The following is a 16825-nucleotide window of genomic DNA, read 5'->3' on the forward strand; positions in this document are numbered from 1 at the left end:
CATTCACGTGGGGCGAAGCTTACGCCAGCGCCCGGGGGCGCCCTATCCACTTGAAGCTTCGTTATGGCGCATGTCGCTTACGCATCATGACACCCGCCATACGACGCCGGTGCGACTTGACAAATTCAGGCCGTCTCGCGGCGCTCGAGCACGACCCCGCACTCGCAGTGGTCGGTCCAGGGAAACTGGTCGAACAGCGCCATCCGCGTGATCCGATGCGTCTGGGTGAGCTGCGCCAGATTGACCGCCAAACTGTCGGGGTTGCAGGAAATATAGACGATTCGAGGGTACTCCATCAGCGGCGCACAGCTGGCGGCATCGAGTCCGGCCCGCGGCGGGTCGACCAGCACGGTGGAGAAGTCGCACTCATCGAGCGCCATCGCCGCCACCCGGCGCCCCTGCTTCTCGCCGGCCAGAGCCTGAGCGAACTCCTCCGCCGACATCCGCGCCACATGCACGTTGTCGATGCCGTTGGCGGCGAGGTTGGCCTGGGCCGAGGCGACCGAGGTCCGCGAGATCTCGGTGGCGACCACGCGGCGGAAGTTCTCCGCCAGCGCCACGGTGAAGTTGCCGTTGCCGCAGTAGAGCTCGACCAGATCGCCCGTGCTGTGGCGCGTGGCGTCCCGCGCCCAGCCGAGCATGGCGCGGCAGATTTCGGCGTTGGGCTGGGTGAAGCTGTTCTCCACCTGCTGATAGTGGAACTCGCGCCCGTCGACCGTCAGGCGCTCCCACACGTGATCACGCTCGAGCACCAGACGCTGCTTGCGCGAGCGCCCGATCAGCGCCACACCTAGCGTCGCCTGCAGCTCGCGGGCACGCTGCTCCCACTCGGCATCCAGCGGCTTGTGGTAGATCAGCGTCACCAGCGCCTCACCGCTGAGCGTGGTCAGGAACTCGACCTGGAACAGCTTGCGCCGCAGCGTGGTGTCGTCGCGAATGGCGTCCAGCAGCTGGGGCATCAGCGCATTGATGCGCTCGCCGGCGACCGGGAAACGATCGACCCGGACCACCTTCTGGGCCACCCGCCCCTTGTGCAGCGGCGCATCCGGGTCGGGTTCGAACATGGCGTAGTAGAGATCGTCTCCCTCGTGCCAGAGGCGGAACTCGGCGCGCATGCGGTAATGCATCGGCGGCGAGGCGAAGACCTCCAGCGGCGGCGGGTCGAAAGCGGCGAACTGCTGCTCGATCCGCGCGCGCTTGGCCGCGAGCTGGGCGTCATAGCGCGCCGGGTCGATGGTGGTGATGACCACGAAAAACTCCTCAATCGATAGCGGAATTAGGGAAGCGCTGAATAAATCGGCGAGCGGGATGAAGCGCAAGGCGCACGGAGCACAGAAGGCGAGACATAACATGGGGTTAGGCGAGTCTTCGAGCACCGCGCAACGCAGCGATTCACTCGCGCAGGCATTTATGCAGTGCTTCCTTAGCAGTGTCTGCGGGCACCATAGCGACCGTCGGCAGCGCCCGCGGCGGGGCGAAGCCGAACCCGGCCAGCGCCGTGGCCAGCCCGGTGGCGTCGGCGCCGGTCGCCCAGCTGGCGCCGGTCGTCGCCGCCGGCGGGGTGGCCGCCGGCGCAGCCAGGGGCGCGACACCCAGCACCTGCCCCAGGCGGCGTGCGATCGCGGCCCCCGAGTCGATCCAGCGGATCGGGCGTGGCGCCTGCGCTTCGAGCTCGGCGCGCAGCAGCGGAAAGTGGGTGCACCCCAGCACCACCGTGTCCAAAGCCGGCTCCCGCCATAGCGGCATCAGCGCCGCGGCCAGCGCCTCGGGGTCGAGCTCGCCCCCGGCCAGCTTGCGCTCGGCGGCGACCACCAGGGTGTCCGCGGCGACGCCGACGAGCCGGCAGTCGGCGGCGAAATCGGCCACCAGCCGCTGCAGATACGAGCGCTTGAGGGTGGCGCTGGTCGCCAGCACGCCGATCACCCGCGAACGGCTGACCTCCCCGGCGGTCTTGATCGCCGGCACCGTGCCCACCACCGGGATCGTCAAGCGCGCGCGCAGCGCCTCCAGCGCCAGCGTACTGGCGGTGTTGCAGGCGATTACCAGCGCCCGCGGTCGGCTCTCGGCGCAGGCCGCCAGACAGACTTCAACGATCCGCGCCACCAGCCAGGCATCCGGCTTGGTGCCATAGGGCAAGGCGGCGTTGTCGCAGACGTAGTCGAGGCCGAGCTGGGGCAGCCAACGGCGGATCTCGGCGCTCACCGAGAGCCCGCCGACACCGGAGTCGAAGATCAGCGCATCACGCATGGGTCGGGCTCCCGGCGAAGTGGGTCAATAGCGTTTCGATCAGCGCGCGCAGGCGCGCCGGCATGAAGTCACGCTCGGCGTAGAGCAGATGCACGTCGAGCGCAGGAATCGGAAACGTCTCGAGCAGACGCACCAGACGCCCTGCCGCCACCTCGGGCTCACCCAGGAAGGCGGGCTTGACCACCAGCCCCATGCCCAGCGCTGCGGCCTGGACCAGCGCGCGCCCGTTGTTGCACGCAAGCGCCGGGCGAAAACGCACCCGCTGCGGCTCGCCGTCGACCTCGAAGGTCCACTGCGGCCCCTGACGTGCCAGCGTGTAATGGAGGCAGCGGTGGTGCTTGAGCGCCTGCGGATGATCGGGGGTGCCGTGACGGCGCAGGTAGTCGGGGGCGCCATACAGGTAGCAAGGCATGCGCATCAGCGGCCGGGCGATCAGACTCGAATCCTCGAGCGCCCCAATCCGCACCACCAGATCGTAGTCCTCGGCCAGCAGGTCGACGTGGCGATCCTCGAGCACCAGTTCCAGGGTGACCGCGGGGTGCGCCTGCTCGAAGGCATCGAGCGCCACCATCAGCGCCTGAGCGCCGAAATCCATGGGCGCCGACAAGCGCAGGCGTCCGCGAATCTCGCCGCGCTGCTCGCCCAGCCCCGCCTCCAGTTCGTCGAGCTCGTCGAGCAGCCGTGTGGTGGTGGTCAGATAGCGCTCGCCCTCCGCCGTCAGCTGCAGCCGTCGCGTGGTACGGGCGAGCAGGCGTACCCCGAGACTCTCCTCGAGACGCGCTATCTGCTTGCTGACCATGGCGTTGGATACGCCCAGCCGGCGGGCGCCGCCGGCAAAGCTGCCGGCCTCGACCACGGCCCGGAACACCTGCATCGCCTGTAGCCGATCCATCCCGGCTCCCTCTGACACTGTCGGGCGCCCATTCTACGCAAAGCGATGACGATCGCGCAGTGCGATCGTCATCGGGTCATCACGCAGTGCGGACCGGCGGTCCGTCGTGATCAGGATTCGAGGGGGGAAGGCGCGTCGCGGAACTCGGAATAGAGCTCGGGGTAGGCCTCCTGCAGGCGCGACAGTTCGGACTCCGCCTGGGGCGGCATCTCGGCGGCCAGACGCGCCAGGTCGTCATCGTCGAAGTGCTCGCGAATCAGCGGGAACAGCTCCTCGCGCTCGGCGCGCAGATAGCCGCGGTGGGCGTCGAGATAGGCACGCAGGTCCTCGGCGAACTTGTCCATCGGCATCACCCCATCCATCAGAATCATGTCGATGTCGTTGGAGAGCCGCATCAGTTGCTCATGCAGATGCTGATAGTCCTCCGCCAGCCGAGCGAACAGCGCGTCGGTGTCGCTGGCCCGGGCGGAGAGTTGCTCGCGGCAAATGCGCTCCAGCGGAATGGTGAAGCCGCTCATGTAGTCGAGAATATAGTCCACCACCTCCCGAATCAGGCGAAAGTTGGGGCGTTCACCATCGGCGAGCGTCTTGTGCTTGAGCTGCAGCACGTGGAGCAGACGCGCCATGTTGGCGTGATCCTGGCGCAGTTGGGTCAGCATGGGCATGGGAGTTCTCCTGTCCGTGCGGCGGCTATGGCGACGAGCGTGAAGCGGCGAGACTGACAACCAGCGTGCCGAGACCTCGGATTTTTCGTTCAGATCCTAGTGTAGCGGCACTCGAAGGCCAGCGTGTAGTGTCTTGGCCGGCCATACTGTGTCGGGACGCACTTGGGTAGAATCGACCATGGGCCGTTCACACTGCCAGGACGCCACCTGGTATGGCGCGGGCGTGCCGACGCGACCGGCCCCGACTGTCTTACCCTAGCGGGTTTGGAAGAGAAAGCCCTACGCCTTAAGTCGCGATTGGCGTAGTGAAATGTACCCGCTCGTTGCCGAGCGCAAACCGGAAGTACGCCGATGGACCTGTTTGCCGATAGCGCCCCCCAGGACAATGTGCCGCTCGCCTACCGCATGCGGCCGACAAGTCTCGACGACTATGTCGGCCAGGAAGCGCTGGTCGGCCCGGGTAAACCCCTGCGGCGCATGGCCGAGAGCGGCAGCGTGCGCTCGATGATCCTGTGGGGCCCACCGGGGGTGGGCAAGACCACCCTCGCCGACATCCTCGCCGAGGCTTCAAACTCCCGGCTCGAAAAGCTCTCGGCGGTAATGGCCGGGGTCAAGGAGATCCGCGCCGCGGTGGAGCGGGCCCAGGAGGCGCGGCTGCGCGAGCGTCAGACGCTGCTGTTTCTCGATGAGATACACCGCCTCAACAAGAGCCAGCAGGATGCCCTGCTGCCGCACGTGGAATCGGGGCTGTTGACGCTGATCGGCGCCACCACCGAGAACCCTTCCTTCGAGGTCAACTCCGCCCTGCTGTCGCGGGCGCGGGTCTACGTGCTCAAGGCGCTCGACGAGCAGGCGCTGATCAGGGTGATCAAGCGCGCCCTGGGCGACGCCGAGCGCGGCCTGGGCCTGCGTGACATCCGCGCCAGCGACGAAGCCCTGGCAATCCTCGCCCGCGCCGCGGCGGGGGATGCCCGGCGCGCCCTGGGCCTGCTCGAGACCGCCTGCGACTTCACCGGTCGCGACGAGCATGGCGAGACCCTGGCGCGCGACGCCGTGGTCGAGGTGATCGGCCATCAGGCGTCAGCCTTCGACAAGCAGGGCGAGCATTATTACGACCTGCTCTCGGCGATCCACAAGTCGATACGCTCGTCACGCCCGGACGCCGCGCTGCTCTACATGGCGCAGTTCATGCGCGGCGGCGGCGACCCGCTCGACGTGGTGCGCCGGCTCACCGCGATCGCCTCGGAGGACGTCGGCAACGCCGACCCGCGCGCTCTGCCGCTGGTGATCGCCGCCTGGGACGCCTACCTGCGCCTGGGCGACTACGAAGGCCAGCGCGCTATCGCCCACGCCGCCATCCATCTCGCCACCGCGCCCAAGAGCAACCGCGTCGATCAGGCCTGGGCTCAGGCCAAGGCGTTCGTGGCCGAGCATGCCGATCTCGAAGTACCGGTCTATCTGCGCAATGCGCCGACCCAGTTGATGGCGTCGCTGGGCTACGGCGAGGGCTACCGCTACGCCCATAACGAGCCCAACGGCTACCCCGCCGGCAGCGCCCACGACTGCTGGCCAGCAGCGTTGCCCAAAGCCAATTTCTACGTGCCCAGTGAATTCGGTCAGGAGAAGCGCTACCAGCAGATGCAGGCGTGGCGTGACGAGCTCGACCGTGAGGCCGACCGTCAGGCTTGAGAGGGTGTTTGCAAAATGCCTGCGCTCGGCCATACGGCGGCAGTGGGTCAAACATGAGCGCAGCGGCGAGCGGGCGGCCCGGGGGACGGGCCGCAACAAGGCTCAGGGGGAAGCAGGTGACTGCTCGCGGATGACATCGGCGCCGGCGGGAATCTCGAAGCGGAACTTGGCCGGGTCGATGCTGCCGTTGACCTCGGCGTCGTCGAACTTGATCGCGGTGCGCTGGCCAGTGCTGTCGGTCATCTGCAGCATGCCCAGCTTCTCGCTGTAGAAGGTCAGCTTGAGCTGCTCGAACAGGGTGTCGTTGGCCTTGGGCTTGAGCGTGAAGGTCTCGCCGGTGCCTTGCTGCTGGCCCGTCACCTCATAGTTCTGCGCCAGCTCCGAGGCGCTGCCGGAGAGCAGCAGCGCCGGGGTGTGGGTGACGCGGTCGTCGAGCGGCTGGATCGTGGCCTGTTCGAGGTCGGGGTCGTAGAGCGTCACCTCCTGGCCGTTGGAGACCACGATCTGGCGATAGGGCTCGTTGACCTCCCAGCGGAAGTGACCGGGCCGCGACAGCCACATATGGCCACTGGTGTCCTGCAGGCTGGAGCCCGAGGCGTCCAGGATCTGCTGATCGAAATCCGCCGAGTAGGTCTTGAGCGGTTCGAGCAGCCGGGTCAGGCGGTCGACCGAGGCCGGGTCGGCGTGTGCCGCCTGGGTCGCCAGCAGCAGCACGCCGGCTGCGGCCAGGCTCTTCATCATACGCATGGGCATTCCTTGTCTGAGTGCAGAGAACATGATCCTTGGACAGCGGGATGGCGGCTCAGTTGCCCACCGGTGGCGGCGCCAGCACTTCGCGCGAGCCGTTGTTGCCCATCGACGAGACGACGCCGGCCTGCTCCATCGCCTCCACCAGCCGCGCGGCGCGGTTGTAGCCGATCTTGAAGCGGCGCTGGACCGCCGAGATCGAGGCGCGCCGGCTCTCGGTGACGAACTGCACCGCCTCGTCGTAGAGCGCATCCTGTTCGGCATCCTCGCCGTCGCCACCTTCGGCCTCGAGCCCGGCCAGGGCGTCAGCGGAGACGCCACCGGAGAGGATCTCCTCGATGTACTCCGGCTCACCGCGCCGCTTCCAGTCCTCGACGATGCGGTGGACCTCGTCGTCGTCGACGAAGGCGCCGTGGACACGCTGCGGCATCCCTGCCCCCGCCGGCAGATAGAGCATGTCGCCATGGCCGAGCAGGTTTTCGGCACCACCCTGGTCGAGAATGGTGCGCGAATCGATCTTCGACGACACCTGGAACGCCATGCGGGTGGGGATGTTGGCCTTGATCAGGCCGGTGACCACGTCCACCGAGGGCCGCTGGGTGGCGAGAATCAGGTGGATACCCGCGGCGCGCGCCTTCTGCGCCAGCCGCGCGATCAGCTCTTCGACCTTCTTGCCGACGATCATGAACATGTCGGCGAATTCGTCGATCACCACCACGATATAGGGCAGCTTGGCCAGCGTCGGCGGCTGCTGGTGCATCTCCCACGGCTGCGGCTCCCACAGCGGGTCCTGAACCTGGGCGCCGTGGCGCTCGGCCTCGTCGAGCTTGGCGTTGAAACCGGCGATGTTGCGCACACCCATGGCCGCCATCAGCTTGTAGCGCCGCTCCATCTCGGCCACGCACCAGCGCAGCGCGTTGGCCGCTTCCTTCATGTCGGTGACCACCGGTGCCAGCAGATGCGGAATGCCGTCGTAGACCGACAGCTCGAGCATCTTGGGGTCGACCATGATCATGCGCACCTCGTCCGGGGTCGCCTTGAGCAGCATCGACACCAGCATGGTGTTGATCCCCACCGACTTGCCCGAACCGGTGGTGCCGGCCACCAGCAGGTGCGGCATCTTGTTGAGGTTGGCCACCACCGGCTTGCCGCCGATGTCCTGGCCCAGCGCCAGGGTCACCGGCGAGTCGGCCTGCTGATAGACATCGGAGTCGAGCACCTGGCGAATGCGGATCATCGCCCGGTTCGGATTGGGAATCTCGATCCCCACCGTGGGCTTGCCGGGAATGACCTCGACCACGCGCACGCTCTTGACCATCAGCGAGCGTGCCAGGTCCTTGGCCAGATTGCTGATCTTGGAGACCTTGACCCCGGCCGCGGGACGAATCTCGAAGCGCGTGATCACCGGCCCCGGCCAGGTCTCGACCACCTCGGCCTTGACCCCATACTCACGCAGACGCATTTCCAGCAGCTCGGCCATGTCGGCGAGCTGTTCGGGCGTGTAGTTGGGCTGCTCCGGGTCGGCCGGCGTGGTCAGCCGGATCGATGGCAGCTCGCCAGTGGGCTCGGGCATGTCATCGAACGCCGGACGCTGGCTCTGCAGATGCTCTACGGTCCACAGCGTCGGTTGATCATCCGCCGCCGCCCGCGCCTGCTCGGCGGTCGCCATATCGCCGCGCGGTGCCGGTGCCGGTGCGTCGGCATGATACCTGGCCGCGTCCTCGCTGCTGTCGGCAGCCTCGTCCCAATCCGCTTCTTCGGCATCGCCACGCCACGGCGCCAGGGCGTTATCGGCGCCATCGGCGTGAATGCTGGCAGCGCTTCCCGGCGGCAGCGGCGAGCGCTCGACCGGTGCATCACGCTCCTCGGCTTGCGGCTCATCGGCCTGCGTCTCTGCGTGCACGTCATCGAGCCCCCAATGCGTGGGCTCGCGCCGGGTCGGCGCGACAAAGCGCGACTCGTCCGCACCGCCGCGCGCCCAGTCGAGGCTCGGTTCACGCGCCCCGGCGTCAGGCAGATCGCTGCCCAGGCCAGCCGCGAACGCGCCCAGCGTCGGCTCGGCGGGCCCGGGGCGTGCCGAGGCACCGCGGGTACCATCCTCATCGCGGCGCGGCATCTCGGCGCCGTTGCCATCAGAACCGCTTTCATTGGCGGCGCGGGCATGGCGCCAGCCGGCCGGCGCCTCGTGGCGCTCGGCGCGCAGCCCCCAGTGCGCGGTGGGGGTCTCGTCCTCCGCCGCGGAGAGCCGGCCGCTGTCGGCCGGCTCGCCACGGGGGTCTGCCATCTCGGCGCCTGTCTCGCTGGCAGTTGGGTGATCACCGGTCTCCGCGCCGCTTTCCTCGGGCGCCATCGACGACGCCTGGAACGCTTCGGGGATGCGCCGGCGGGTGACATCGGCGCGGAACGGCGCGCGCACGGCGTCCTCATCCGGGATTTCTCGAGTCGGCGACGCCGCCTGCGGCTTCGACGCATCCGCGGTCGGGCTATCCGGTGCGGGCTCGCGCGAGGTCAATGTGGGCTCGCGTGGGGCTAGCGTCGGCTCGCGCGGGGCCAATGTCGGCTCACGCGGATTCAGACTGGGTTCACGTGGAGAGTCCTCGCGGCGTCGCGGCGGCGGTGTGGCCGAGCGCGCGGGCCGCCATTCGGTCTCGCTGCGGGGCGCAGAGGCGGCACCAGCCGGCGGGCGCTCGTGCAGCGTCGGCTCGCGCGCCTCTTCACGCTGCTGGCGGCTGGCATAGGCGGCATCGGGCTGCTTGGCCGAGGGCGTGCGCTCGGGCACCTCCCAGGGAATATCGGTGCTGCCGTCGTGGCGCCAGCGTGACTGGCGCTGGCCGCTGTCAGACTCGCCAACAGCCCCTTCCCAGGCCGACTCCTGTTGCAACGCCGCGCCCAGCGAAGGCTCCGCCTCCCACTGCTCGAGATCCGGCGCGCGCTGCCACGGCAGCCAGCGCGCCCACCAGCGCGGCTTGTCCACCGCGGTGGTGGACGCTGAGTAAGCGGTATCGCTCTCTTCGGCTGCGCTCTGCTCATGCTCGATCTGCTCACGTTCGGCCCGCTGCTCGGCACGGCGGTTGTCGCGCACCTCGCGGCGCTCGGCGCTGTGTGCCCGCAGCCACTGGAACAGGCGATGGCAAGAGCTGCCCAGCTCATCCATCACGGTCAGCCAGGACATGCCGGTGAACAGGGTGAAACCGCACATGAAGGCGGCGATGGCGATCAGGGTGGTGCCATGCACGCCGACCAGCTGCGACAGCCCACCGGCAATGCCCATGCCGAGAATACCGCCCGCCTGGTTGGGCAGATCGCTGGCGGGGTTATAGAAATGCAGGTCACCCAGCGTGGTGGTGCTCATCAACAGCAGCACCAGGCCACCGGTGTGCACGGCGAGTGCGACCGGGTCCCAGGCGATCTGAACCTGGTGCTGGCGCATGATGCGCCACGCCGCCAGACCGAACATGCCCGGCCACCACAGCGCACTGGCGCCGAACAGCGAATAGAGGACATCGGAGAGCCAGGCCCCGATCTGGCCCATCCAGTTGGCGATATCCTGGTCGGGCCCGCTATGCGACCAACCAGGATCGCCGGGGTGATAGCTGAACAGCGCCAGCAGCAGGAACACACAGATCGCGAGCAGCAGAATCACGGCGCCTTCGCGGGTCACGCCCTGGAGCTGCATGATCACACGGCGTGCCTGTTCCTTGGCTTGCGCAGATGAACGACGGCCCTTCTTGGCCGAACTCTTGGCACTCAAACGCTCAACCCCCTCGCGCCTGCTTCCGGCAGGACGCCTCAACGGCCGCGTTCCCGTGGGCTTGCCGTGGCGCCCGGGTCGGCGGCGATGAACCACCGGCCCGCGACGGCGGGCCGATTTCCTCGACCCGCCATCATACCGGGGCCCGCGTCGACATCACAGGGGGGCGCCGCACCCGGCACGAGTGCGGCGCCGGGGGTGGGGTCAGGCCGGCGTGTGTCCCGGCAACGCCGGGGTATCAGCCGCATCCAGCGCGGAGTCATCGCTGCCACCGCCCTCACGCAGCCGGAACAGGGCCACGGTCTCGCTCAGGCGCCGGCTCTGCTCGCTCAGCTGCTGGGTCGAGCGGCTCGACTGACGCACTAGTGCGGCGTTGCTCTGCGTGGTCTCGTCGATCTGCGACACCGCGACGTTGATCTGCTCGATACCGTGGGACTGCTCTTCGGAGGCCAGGCGGATCTCGGCCATCAGCGTACTGATACGTTCGATCTGGGAGACGATCGCGGCGACCTGCTCGCCGGCTTCCGCGGCCTGCAGATTGCCGCTCTCGACCTCCTCCACGGTGCGCCCGATCAGCCCCTTGATCTCGCGCGCCGAGTTGGCGCAACGCTCGGCCAGGCTACGCACCTCCTGCGCCACCACCGCGAAGCCGCGCCCCTGTTCGCCGGCGCGGGCGGCCTCGACCGAGGCGTTGAGCGCCAGCAGGTTGGTCTGGAAGGCGATGCTGTCGATGACCCCGACGACGTCGGCGATCTGCTTGGCCATCTCGTCGATACGGCGCATCGCCTCGACCGTCGAGTCGACCGTCTTCTGCGCATCCCCGGCGGCCTCGGCGGTACGGCTCGCCTGGGCGTCGCTCTCCTGGGCGCGCTCCGCATTCTGGCGCACGGTGGCGTTGAGCTGCTCGGTGCTGGCGGCGGTCTGCTCGAGACTCGAGGCCTGGGATTCGGTGCGCGCCGAGAGGTCTGCGTTGCCTGCAGCCAGCTCTTGGGTATGCCCGTCGGTCTCCTCGATCGCCGAGCGCACCTGACGCACGATCCGCTCGAGGCCGTCGCCGATGCCGTTCATCGCCAGCACCAGCTGGCCGATTTCATCGCGTCGGCGGCTGTCGATACGCTGCGACAGGTCACCCTCGGCGAGCGCCCGGGCAAGCTCCACCGTGCGCTGCATGGGCCGCGAGACCAGCCGCTTGAAGATGACGTAGAGGAGCAGACTGAGCAGGATCGCGATCCCCACCGCGATCAGCAGGAAGCGGTCACGGGCAGCCATCACCCCGGCGTTGATCTCGTCCATCGATACCGAGCCGGCGATGACCCACTGCCAGTCCGGATAGCGGGTGAACGCCAACAGCCGCTGCTCGCCATCCGCGGTATAGTCGAGCTCGCCGGAGGCTTTGTCGAACAGCGGCGCGAAGGCAGCGGCGCGCTCGCCCTGACGCAAGTCGGTGCCCTCGTAGGGGCCGCCCGCGAGCACCTGCCCTGCGCGCTTGCCACCGGCGGCGATCAGCATGGTGTAGCCCTGCTGACCGATCTTCATGCCGCGAATCTGCGACTGCACCTTCTCCATTTCTGCACTGATGTCGACCCCCACGAAGAGCGCGCCGATGACCTTGCCATCACTATCATGTATCGGCTGATACTTGGTGATGTAGGCGGTGCCGAACAGCGTGGCGAGGCCGGTGTAGGTCTTGTCCGCCATCAGACTGGCATAGCTGCGCGAGCCGCGATCGAGCAGCGTGCCCATGGCGCGCTTGCCGTCGGCATCCTTGAGCGAGGTCGACACGCGCACGAAGTCGTCGCCATCACGGGCGAAGATGGTCGCCGGTGCGGTGGTCTGCTCGGTGAAGCGATCGAGCTTCCAGGTGTTGTCGTTGATCACCTCGAGCCCATCCTTGAGCATCGGGGTCTGACGCCCGGCCACCTCGACCTGCTGATCGGGCAGCAGCACGAAGCGCCCCATGTACTGATCGGCGAAGATGTCGAGGAAGCGATTGGCCTGCTGCTGCAGGCTATAGTCGAAGAGCGATAGCATATCGGCGATGGATGCCTGTTGCGTCGCCAGTTCGTGCTCGGTGGCCTTGCGTAGCTGGCTACTGCTGGTCTGCGCCATGGCAACGGCCAGGCCCAGCAATACCACGACCTGAAGCAGGCCGACGATCAGCGCCAATTTGGTACCGATACCCGCATGGCGCAGCCGTTGTCGAATTGCCGCCATCGATTGTTCTACCTTGTCGTCAGAAAGATCGGAGTTGTCAGAGGATCACGATTGTCAGAGGATCAGGCGTCTTATCGGCAACGGATGCGCAAACCTTAACGTTCCCTGAATTCTCGCCAGGCGGTCGCAGCTCCGCGGCCGCAAGACCCACAGGAAGGCTGCATGCTGCGCTGGCTCCCCCCGCCCCTATCGCGTTTCCCGATGTCTCGCAGGCACTCGACGAGCCCAACGGGCTGCTCGCCGCCGGCGGCGCGCTGACTCCGGAGTGGCTGCTGGCCGCTTACCGCCGCGGCATCTTCCCCTGGTATGGTGAGGGCGATCCGCTGCTGTGGTGGTCGCCTGCGCCGCGCATGGTGCTGTTCCCGTCAGAGGTTCGTGTACGCCGCAGCCTGGCCAAGCGCCTGCGCAACGGCGGCTTCACCACCACCTTCGATCATGCCTTCGATGCGGTCATCGACGCCTGCGCGGCCGAGCGCGTGGGCAGTGGCGGCACCTGGATCGACGCCGAGATGGCCCTCGCCTACCGCCGCCTGCACGCACTGGGCCACGCCCACAGCGTCGAGACCTGGCGCCACGGCGAGCTGGTGGGCGGGCTCTACGGCATCGCGCTGGGCCAGGTCTTTTTCGGCGAATCGATGTTCAGCCGCTGCGCCGACGCGTCCAAGGTCGCGCTGGTGACCCTCGCACGCCGTCTCGAGGCACACGGCTTCCCACTGATCGACTGCCAGATGCATACCGCGCACCTGGCCAGCATGGGCGCCCGGGAGATCGCCCGCGAGACGTTCATCGACTACCTTGAGAAGAGCGTGGACCAACCCACCCCAGCCGGCCTCTGGCCCCCGGAGCCCCCGTGAGCAGCGACAATGCGAACCGCAGCACAGCGCAGCGTCAGGCACGCGATCTCCGTTTCTTCCTGACGGTGCCGCACCCCTGCAGCTATCTCCCCGGCCGCGAAGCGACGACGCTGTTCCTCGACCCGCAGGAGCCGCCCACCGCGGATGTCTACGACGCCCTGACCCTGCTTGGCTTCAGGCGCAGCGGGGCCAACCTCTACCGACCCCATTGCGGTGCTTGCAGCGCCTGCGTCTCGGTGCGCATTCCGGTGGAAGATTTCTCCCCCTCGCGCACGCAACGCAAGCTGATACAGCGCAATCGCGACATCACCACGCGGCTGCGCCCCACGCTGTTCGACGAGCGCCACTACGCGCTCTACGCAAGCTACATCCGTGCCCGCCACGCCGATGGCGATATGTTTCCACCCAGCCGCGAGCAGTACCGGCAGTTTCTGACCCAGACCCAGCCATTCGCCAAGCTGCTCGAATTCTGGCTCGACGAACGGCTGATCGCGGTCGCCGCCACCGACCTGCTGGGCCATGGGCTCTCGGCGATCTACACCTTCTTCGATCCCGATCCGGCGCTGCAGCGCCGCTCGCTCGGCGTGTTCGCGGTGCTCAGCCAGATCGAACTGGCGCGCCGCCGGGGCCTACCCCACGTCTACCTGGGCTACTGGATTCGCGAGAGCCAGAAGATGCGCTACAAGCAGGCGTATCAGCCGCTGGAGTACCTCGACGGCGGCCGCTGGCAGCGACGAGTGCCGGTGACGGCATTGACCTGAGCCGCTTTTTGCCTTCGGCGTCGAGATGGCCCATAATATCGCGCACTTCAGAGGCCCGGGTCGGGCTCGTCGCTGATCGTGGATGGCATCGCCGCCGTTCGCGTTGGTGTGCGTCGACGGCCGACCGAGCGGTCCGCCAACCAATACCCAAGAGGGATCGCCTATATGGCACGAGAAGATCATATCGAAATGGAGGGTGTCGTCGTCGACACGCTGCCCAATACCATGTTCCGCGTCGAGCTGGAAAATGGCCACGTCGTCACTGCCCACATTTCCGGCAAGATGCGCAAGAACTACATCCGTATTTTGACCGGCGACAAGGTCAAGGTCGAACTGACCCCCTACGACCTCTCCAAGGGCCGCATCGTCTACCGCTCGCGCTGAGCCCTGCCCTTCGGCCCCGCTGACGGGAACGCGCTTCCCGCCTGTTTATCGCGCCCCGAGCCACCGTTGTCACGGGCGTCAGCCGCCGCCAGCACCCAGAATCGAAAACGCCTCGCCATGTTGCCATGGCGAGGCGTTGTCGTTTCGAAGAGGTTGTAAATTCTGGACCTGGTCGTTTCGACGTTCTGGCGTATCGAGACCGCCCGTCGGGACATCGAGTGGCTGGCCGCGCACCCAGCCACTCGGGCAACCCGATTAGGCCACTTCGGCCTCGGTCTCCAGCTGTAGCTCGTCGTTCTCCACGGTGACGTGGACCACGCCGCCGTTCTCGGCCAGATCGCCGAACAGGATCATCTCCGCCAGCGGCTTCTTGAGCTTCTCCTGGATCACGCGAGCCATCGGCCGCGCCCCCATCTCCGGATCGTAGCCCTTCTCTGCCAGCCAGCGACGGGCATCCTCGTCGACATCCAGCTGCACCCGCTTCTCGTCGAGCTGAGCCTGCAGCTCGACCAGGAACTTGTCGACCACGTTGCGCACGATCGACGGTTCGAGACCGTGGAACTGGATGATCCCGTCGAGGCGGTTGCGGAACTCCGGCGAGAAGGTCCGGCGGATCACCTCCATGCCATCGGTCGAGTGGTCCTGGGTCTGGAACCCGATCGAGCGACGCGAGATCTGCTCGGCACCGGCGTTCGAGGTCATGATGATGATCACGTGACGGAAATCCGCCTCGCGGCCGTTGTTGTCGGTCAGACGGCCATGATCCATCACCTGCAGCAGCAGGTTGAAGACCTCCGGGTGCGCCTTCTCGATCTCATCGAGCAGCAGCACACAGTGCGGCTGCTTGTTGATCGCTTCGGTCAGCAGACCGCCCTGGTCGTAACCGACATACCCGGGGGCGCCCCGATCAGGCGCGACACGGTGTGGCGCTCCATGTACTCGGACATGTCGAAGCGGACCAGCTCGATCCCCATGAGATGCGAGAGCTGACGCGCCACCTCGGTCTTGCCGACCCCGGTGGGGCCCGCGAACAGGAAGCTGCCGACCGGCTTGTCGGGCGACTTGAGCCCGGCCCGCGAGAGCTTGATCGCCGCCGACAGACTGGTGATCGCCTCGTCCTGCCCGAACACCAGCATCTTGAGATCGCGCTCCAGATTGGAGAGCAGCTTGCGATCGGAGCTGGAGACGCTCTTCGGCGGAATCCGCGCGATCGACGCCACCACTGCCTCGACCTGGTCGACATCGATGGTCGCGACTCGCGCCTCGGGCGGCAGCAGCCGCTGATGCGCACCGGCTTCGTCGATGACGTCGATCGCCTTGTCCGGCAGGTGGCGGTCGTTGATGTAGCGATCCGCCAGGCGCGCCGCGCTCTCCAGCGCGCCGTCGGTGTACTTGAGCTGGTGGTGCTCCTCGAAGCGCCCGCGCAGCCCCTTGAGGATGCGAATGGTGTCGTCCACAGAGGGCTCGGGCACGTCGACCTTCTGGAAGCGGCGAGCCAGGGCGCGGTCCTTCTCGAAGATACCGCGGAACTCCTGGAAGGTGGTCGAGCCGATGCAGCGCAGCTCACCCGAGGAGAGCAGCGGTTTGAGCAGATTCGAGGCGTCCATGACCCCACCCGAGGCGGCGCCGGCGCCGATCACGGTATGGATCTCGTCGATGAACAGGATCGAGTTCTCCTGCTTGCGCAGCTCCGCCAGCAGCCCCTTGAGACGCTTCTCGAAGTCGCCGCGATACTTGGTGCCCGCCAGTAGCGCGCCCATGTCCAGGGAGTAGACCACCGCATCGGCGATCACATCGGGAACATCTTCCTCGACGATACGCTTGGCCAGACCTTCGGCGATGGCGGTCTTGCCGACGCCGGCCTCGCCCACCAGCAGCGGGTTGTTCTTGCGCCGGCGCGCCAGGATCTGGACCACCCGCTCGAGCTCGTGATCGCGCCCGATCAGCGGGTCGATCTTGCCCAGACGGGCCTGCTCGTTGAGGTTGGTGGCGTAGCTGGTGAGCGGGTGCTGGCCATTCTCGGTAGCGGCCTCCTCGCCCTCTTCGGACTCCTGAGAAGGCTGCTGCGACTGGCCGTGGCCCGCCACCTTGGAGATGCCGTGAGCGATGTAGTTGACCGCGTCGACGCGGGCCACGCTCTGCTGCTTGAGGAAATAGACCGCCTGACTCTCCTGCTCGGAGAAGATCGCGACCAGCACGTTGGCGCCGGTGACTTCGCTCTTGCCGGAGGATTGGACGTGAAATACCGCACGTTGCAGCACGCGCTGGAAGCCGAGCGTGGGCTGGGTTTCGCGATCGTCCTGATCCTCGGGGATCAGCGGCGTGGTGGAGTTGATGAAATCCTGCAGATCGGCACGAAGCTTCTCCAGATTCGCCCCACAGGCATTCAGCACGTCGGCTGCCGAAGCATTGTCGAGAAGCGCCAGCAGCAAGTGCTCCACGGTCATGAACTCGTGTCGCTTGGAGCGCGCCACGGTGAAGGCCGTGTTCAGGGTGAGTTCAAGTTCTTTACTCAACATGGCAGTCCCCTTTTAGCCACTGAGGGCGTCGGTCGGCACTTTCACAATCGGGCACAAACAGCGGTTTCGCAAGTCCCCGACGCATAAAGCGTCGCGGACCGC

Annotated in this window: 11 protein-coding genes and 1 pseudogene; 4 read left to right on the forward strand and 8 right to left on the reverse strand. The window is 67.1% G+C overall.

Translation table 11 applies throughout. From position 1 onward, the window contains the following. Positions 1 to 125: 125 nt before the first annotated feature. The 4 genes from trmA to QO259_RS11390 form a co-directional block, all read right to left on the reverse strand. Positions 126 to 1250, reverse strand: a complete 1125-nt coding sequence (gene trmA / locus QO259_RS11375; RefSeq protein ID WP_285950062.1) for a tRNA (uridine(54)-C5)-methyltransferase TrmA — start codon at positions 1248 to 1250, stop codon at positions 126 to 128. 142 nt (positions 1251 to 1392) lie between these two features. Next, positions 1393 to 2247 carry a glutamate racemase gene (gene murI / locus QO259_RS11380; protein WP_285950063.1) on the reverse strand — a complete coding sequence of 285 codons (855 nt, stop codon included), beginning with the start codon at positions 2245 to 2247 and terminating at the stop codon, positions 1393 to 1395. After that, complete coding sequence (locus QO259_RS11385; protein ID WP_285950064.1) at positions 2240 to 3139, reverse strand: LysR family transcriptional regulator; 900 nt, start codon at positions 3137 to 3139, stop codon at positions 2240 to 2242. The genes murI and QO259_RS11385 overlap by 8 nt, the downstream gene beginning before the upstream one ends. Positions 3140 to 3249: 110 nt before the next feature. Next, positions 3250 to 3798: a hemerythrin domain-containing protein gene (locus tag QO259_RS11390; RefSeq protein ID WP_035476854.1), complete on the reverse strand. Its 549-nt coding sequence runs from the start codon at positions 3796 to 3798 to the stop codon at positions 3250 to 3252. A 357-nt stretch (positions 3799 to 4155) separates the two neighbouring features. Between QO259_RS11390 and QO259_RS11395 the strand changes: the two genes are divergently transcribed. Beyond that, positions 4156 to 5493: a replication-associated recombination protein A gene (locus tag QO259_RS11395; RefSeq protein WP_285950065.1), complete on the forward strand. Its 1338-nt coding sequence runs from the start codon at positions 4156 to 4158 to the stop codon at positions 5491 to 5493. Positions 5494 to 5595: 102 nt separating this feature from the next. Here QO259_RS11395 and lolA read toward each other — a convergent pair whose 3' ends face one another. From lolA to QO259_RS11410, 3 genes are all read right to left on the reverse strand, one after another. Continuing rightward, on the reverse strand, positions 5596 to 6240 hold the full coding sequence (gene lolA / locus QO259_RS11400) for an outer membrane lipoprotein periplasmic chaperone LolA (RefSeq protein ID WP_285950066.1): 645 nt from the start codon (positions 6238 to 6240) through the stop codon (positions 5596 to 5598). A gap of 55 nt (positions 6241 to 6295) precedes the next feature. After that, positions 6296 to 9991 carry a DNA translocase FtsK gene (locus QO259_RS11405; RefSeq protein WP_285950067.1) on the reverse strand — a complete coding sequence of 1232 codons (3696 nt, stop codon included), beginning with the start codon at positions 9989 to 9991 and terminating at the stop codon, positions 6296 to 6298. A 204-nt stretch (positions 9992 to 10195) separates the two neighbouring features. Further along, positions 10196 to 12205: a methyl-accepting chemotaxis protein gene (locus tag QO259_RS11410; protein ID WP_285950068.1), complete on the reverse strand. Its 2010-nt coding sequence runs from the start codon at positions 12203 to 12205 to the stop codon at positions 10196 to 10198. Here QO259_RS11410 and aat point away from each other — a divergent pair. From aat to infA, 3 genes are all read left to right on the forward strand, one after another. After that, a complete protein-coding gene (gene aat / locus QO259_RS11415; RefSeq protein WP_502949110.1) occupies positions 12196 to 13059 on the forward strand; it encodes a leucyl/phenylalanyl-tRNA--protein transferase in 864 nt (287 codons plus the stop codon). The two genes, QO259_RS11410 and aat, sit on opposite strands and share 10 nt — an antisense overlap. Beyond that, on the forward strand, positions 13056 to 13820 hold the full coding sequence (locus QO259_RS11420; RefSeq protein WP_285950069.1) for an arginyltransferase: 765 nt from the start codon (positions 13056 to 13058) through the stop codon (positions 13818 to 13820). The genes aat and QO259_RS11420 overlap by 4 nt, the downstream gene beginning before the upstream one ends. A gap of 165 nt (positions 13821 to 13985) precedes the next feature. After that, the gene (gene infA / locus QO259_RS11425; RefSeq protein ID WP_013332816.1) at positions 13986 to 14204 is read left to right on the forward strand and encodes a translation initiation factor IF-1; all 219 of its coding nucleotides are present in this window, start codon (positions 13986 to 13988) and stop codon (positions 14202 to 14204) included. A 255-nt stretch (positions 14205 to 14459) separates the two neighbouring features. Here infA and clpA read toward each other — a convergent pair. Further along, a pseudogene (gene clpA / locus QO259_RS11430) lies at positions 14460 to 16723 on the reverse strand (ATP-dependent Clp protease ATP-binding subunit ClpA). Between the last annotated feature and the right edge of the window lie 102 nt (positions 16724 to 16825).

Source organism: Salinicola sp. JS01 (genome assembly GCF_030284585.1).
Classification (GTDB): Bacteria; Pseudomonadota; Gammaproteobacteria; order Pseudomonadales; family Halomonadaceae; genus Salinicola.

Excerpts from the sequence above, each read along its gene's own strand:
- QO259_RS11395 (WP_285950065.1), top strand. The coding sequence starts at position 4,156 with ATGGACCTGTTTGCCGATAGCGCCCCCCAGGACAATGTGCCGCTCGCC.
- QO259_RS11410 (WP_285950068.1), bottom strand. The coding sequence starts at position 12,205 with ATGGCGGCAATTCGACAACGGCTGCGCCATGCGGGTATCGGTACCAAA.
- murI (WP_285950063.1), bottom strand. The coding sequence starts at position 2,247 with ATGCGTGATGCGCTGATCTTCGACTCCGGTGTCGGCGGGCTCTCGGTG.
- lolA (WP_285950066.1), bottom strand. The coding sequence starts at position 6,240 with ATGCGTATGATGAAGAGCCTGGCCGCAGCCGGCGTGCTGCTGCTGGCG.
- QO259_RS11385 (WP_285950064.1), bottom strand. The coding sequence starts at position 3,139 with ATGGATCGGCTACAGGCGATGCAGGTGTTCCGGGCCGTGGTCGAGGCC.
- QO259_RS11390 (WP_035476854.1), bottom strand. The coding sequence starts at position 3,798 with ATGCTGACCCAACTGCGCCAGGATCACGCCAACATGGCGCGTCTGCTC.
- infA (WP_013332816.1), top strand. The coding sequence starts at position 13,986 with ATGGCACGAGAAGATCATATCGAAATGGAGGGTGTCGTCGTCGACACG.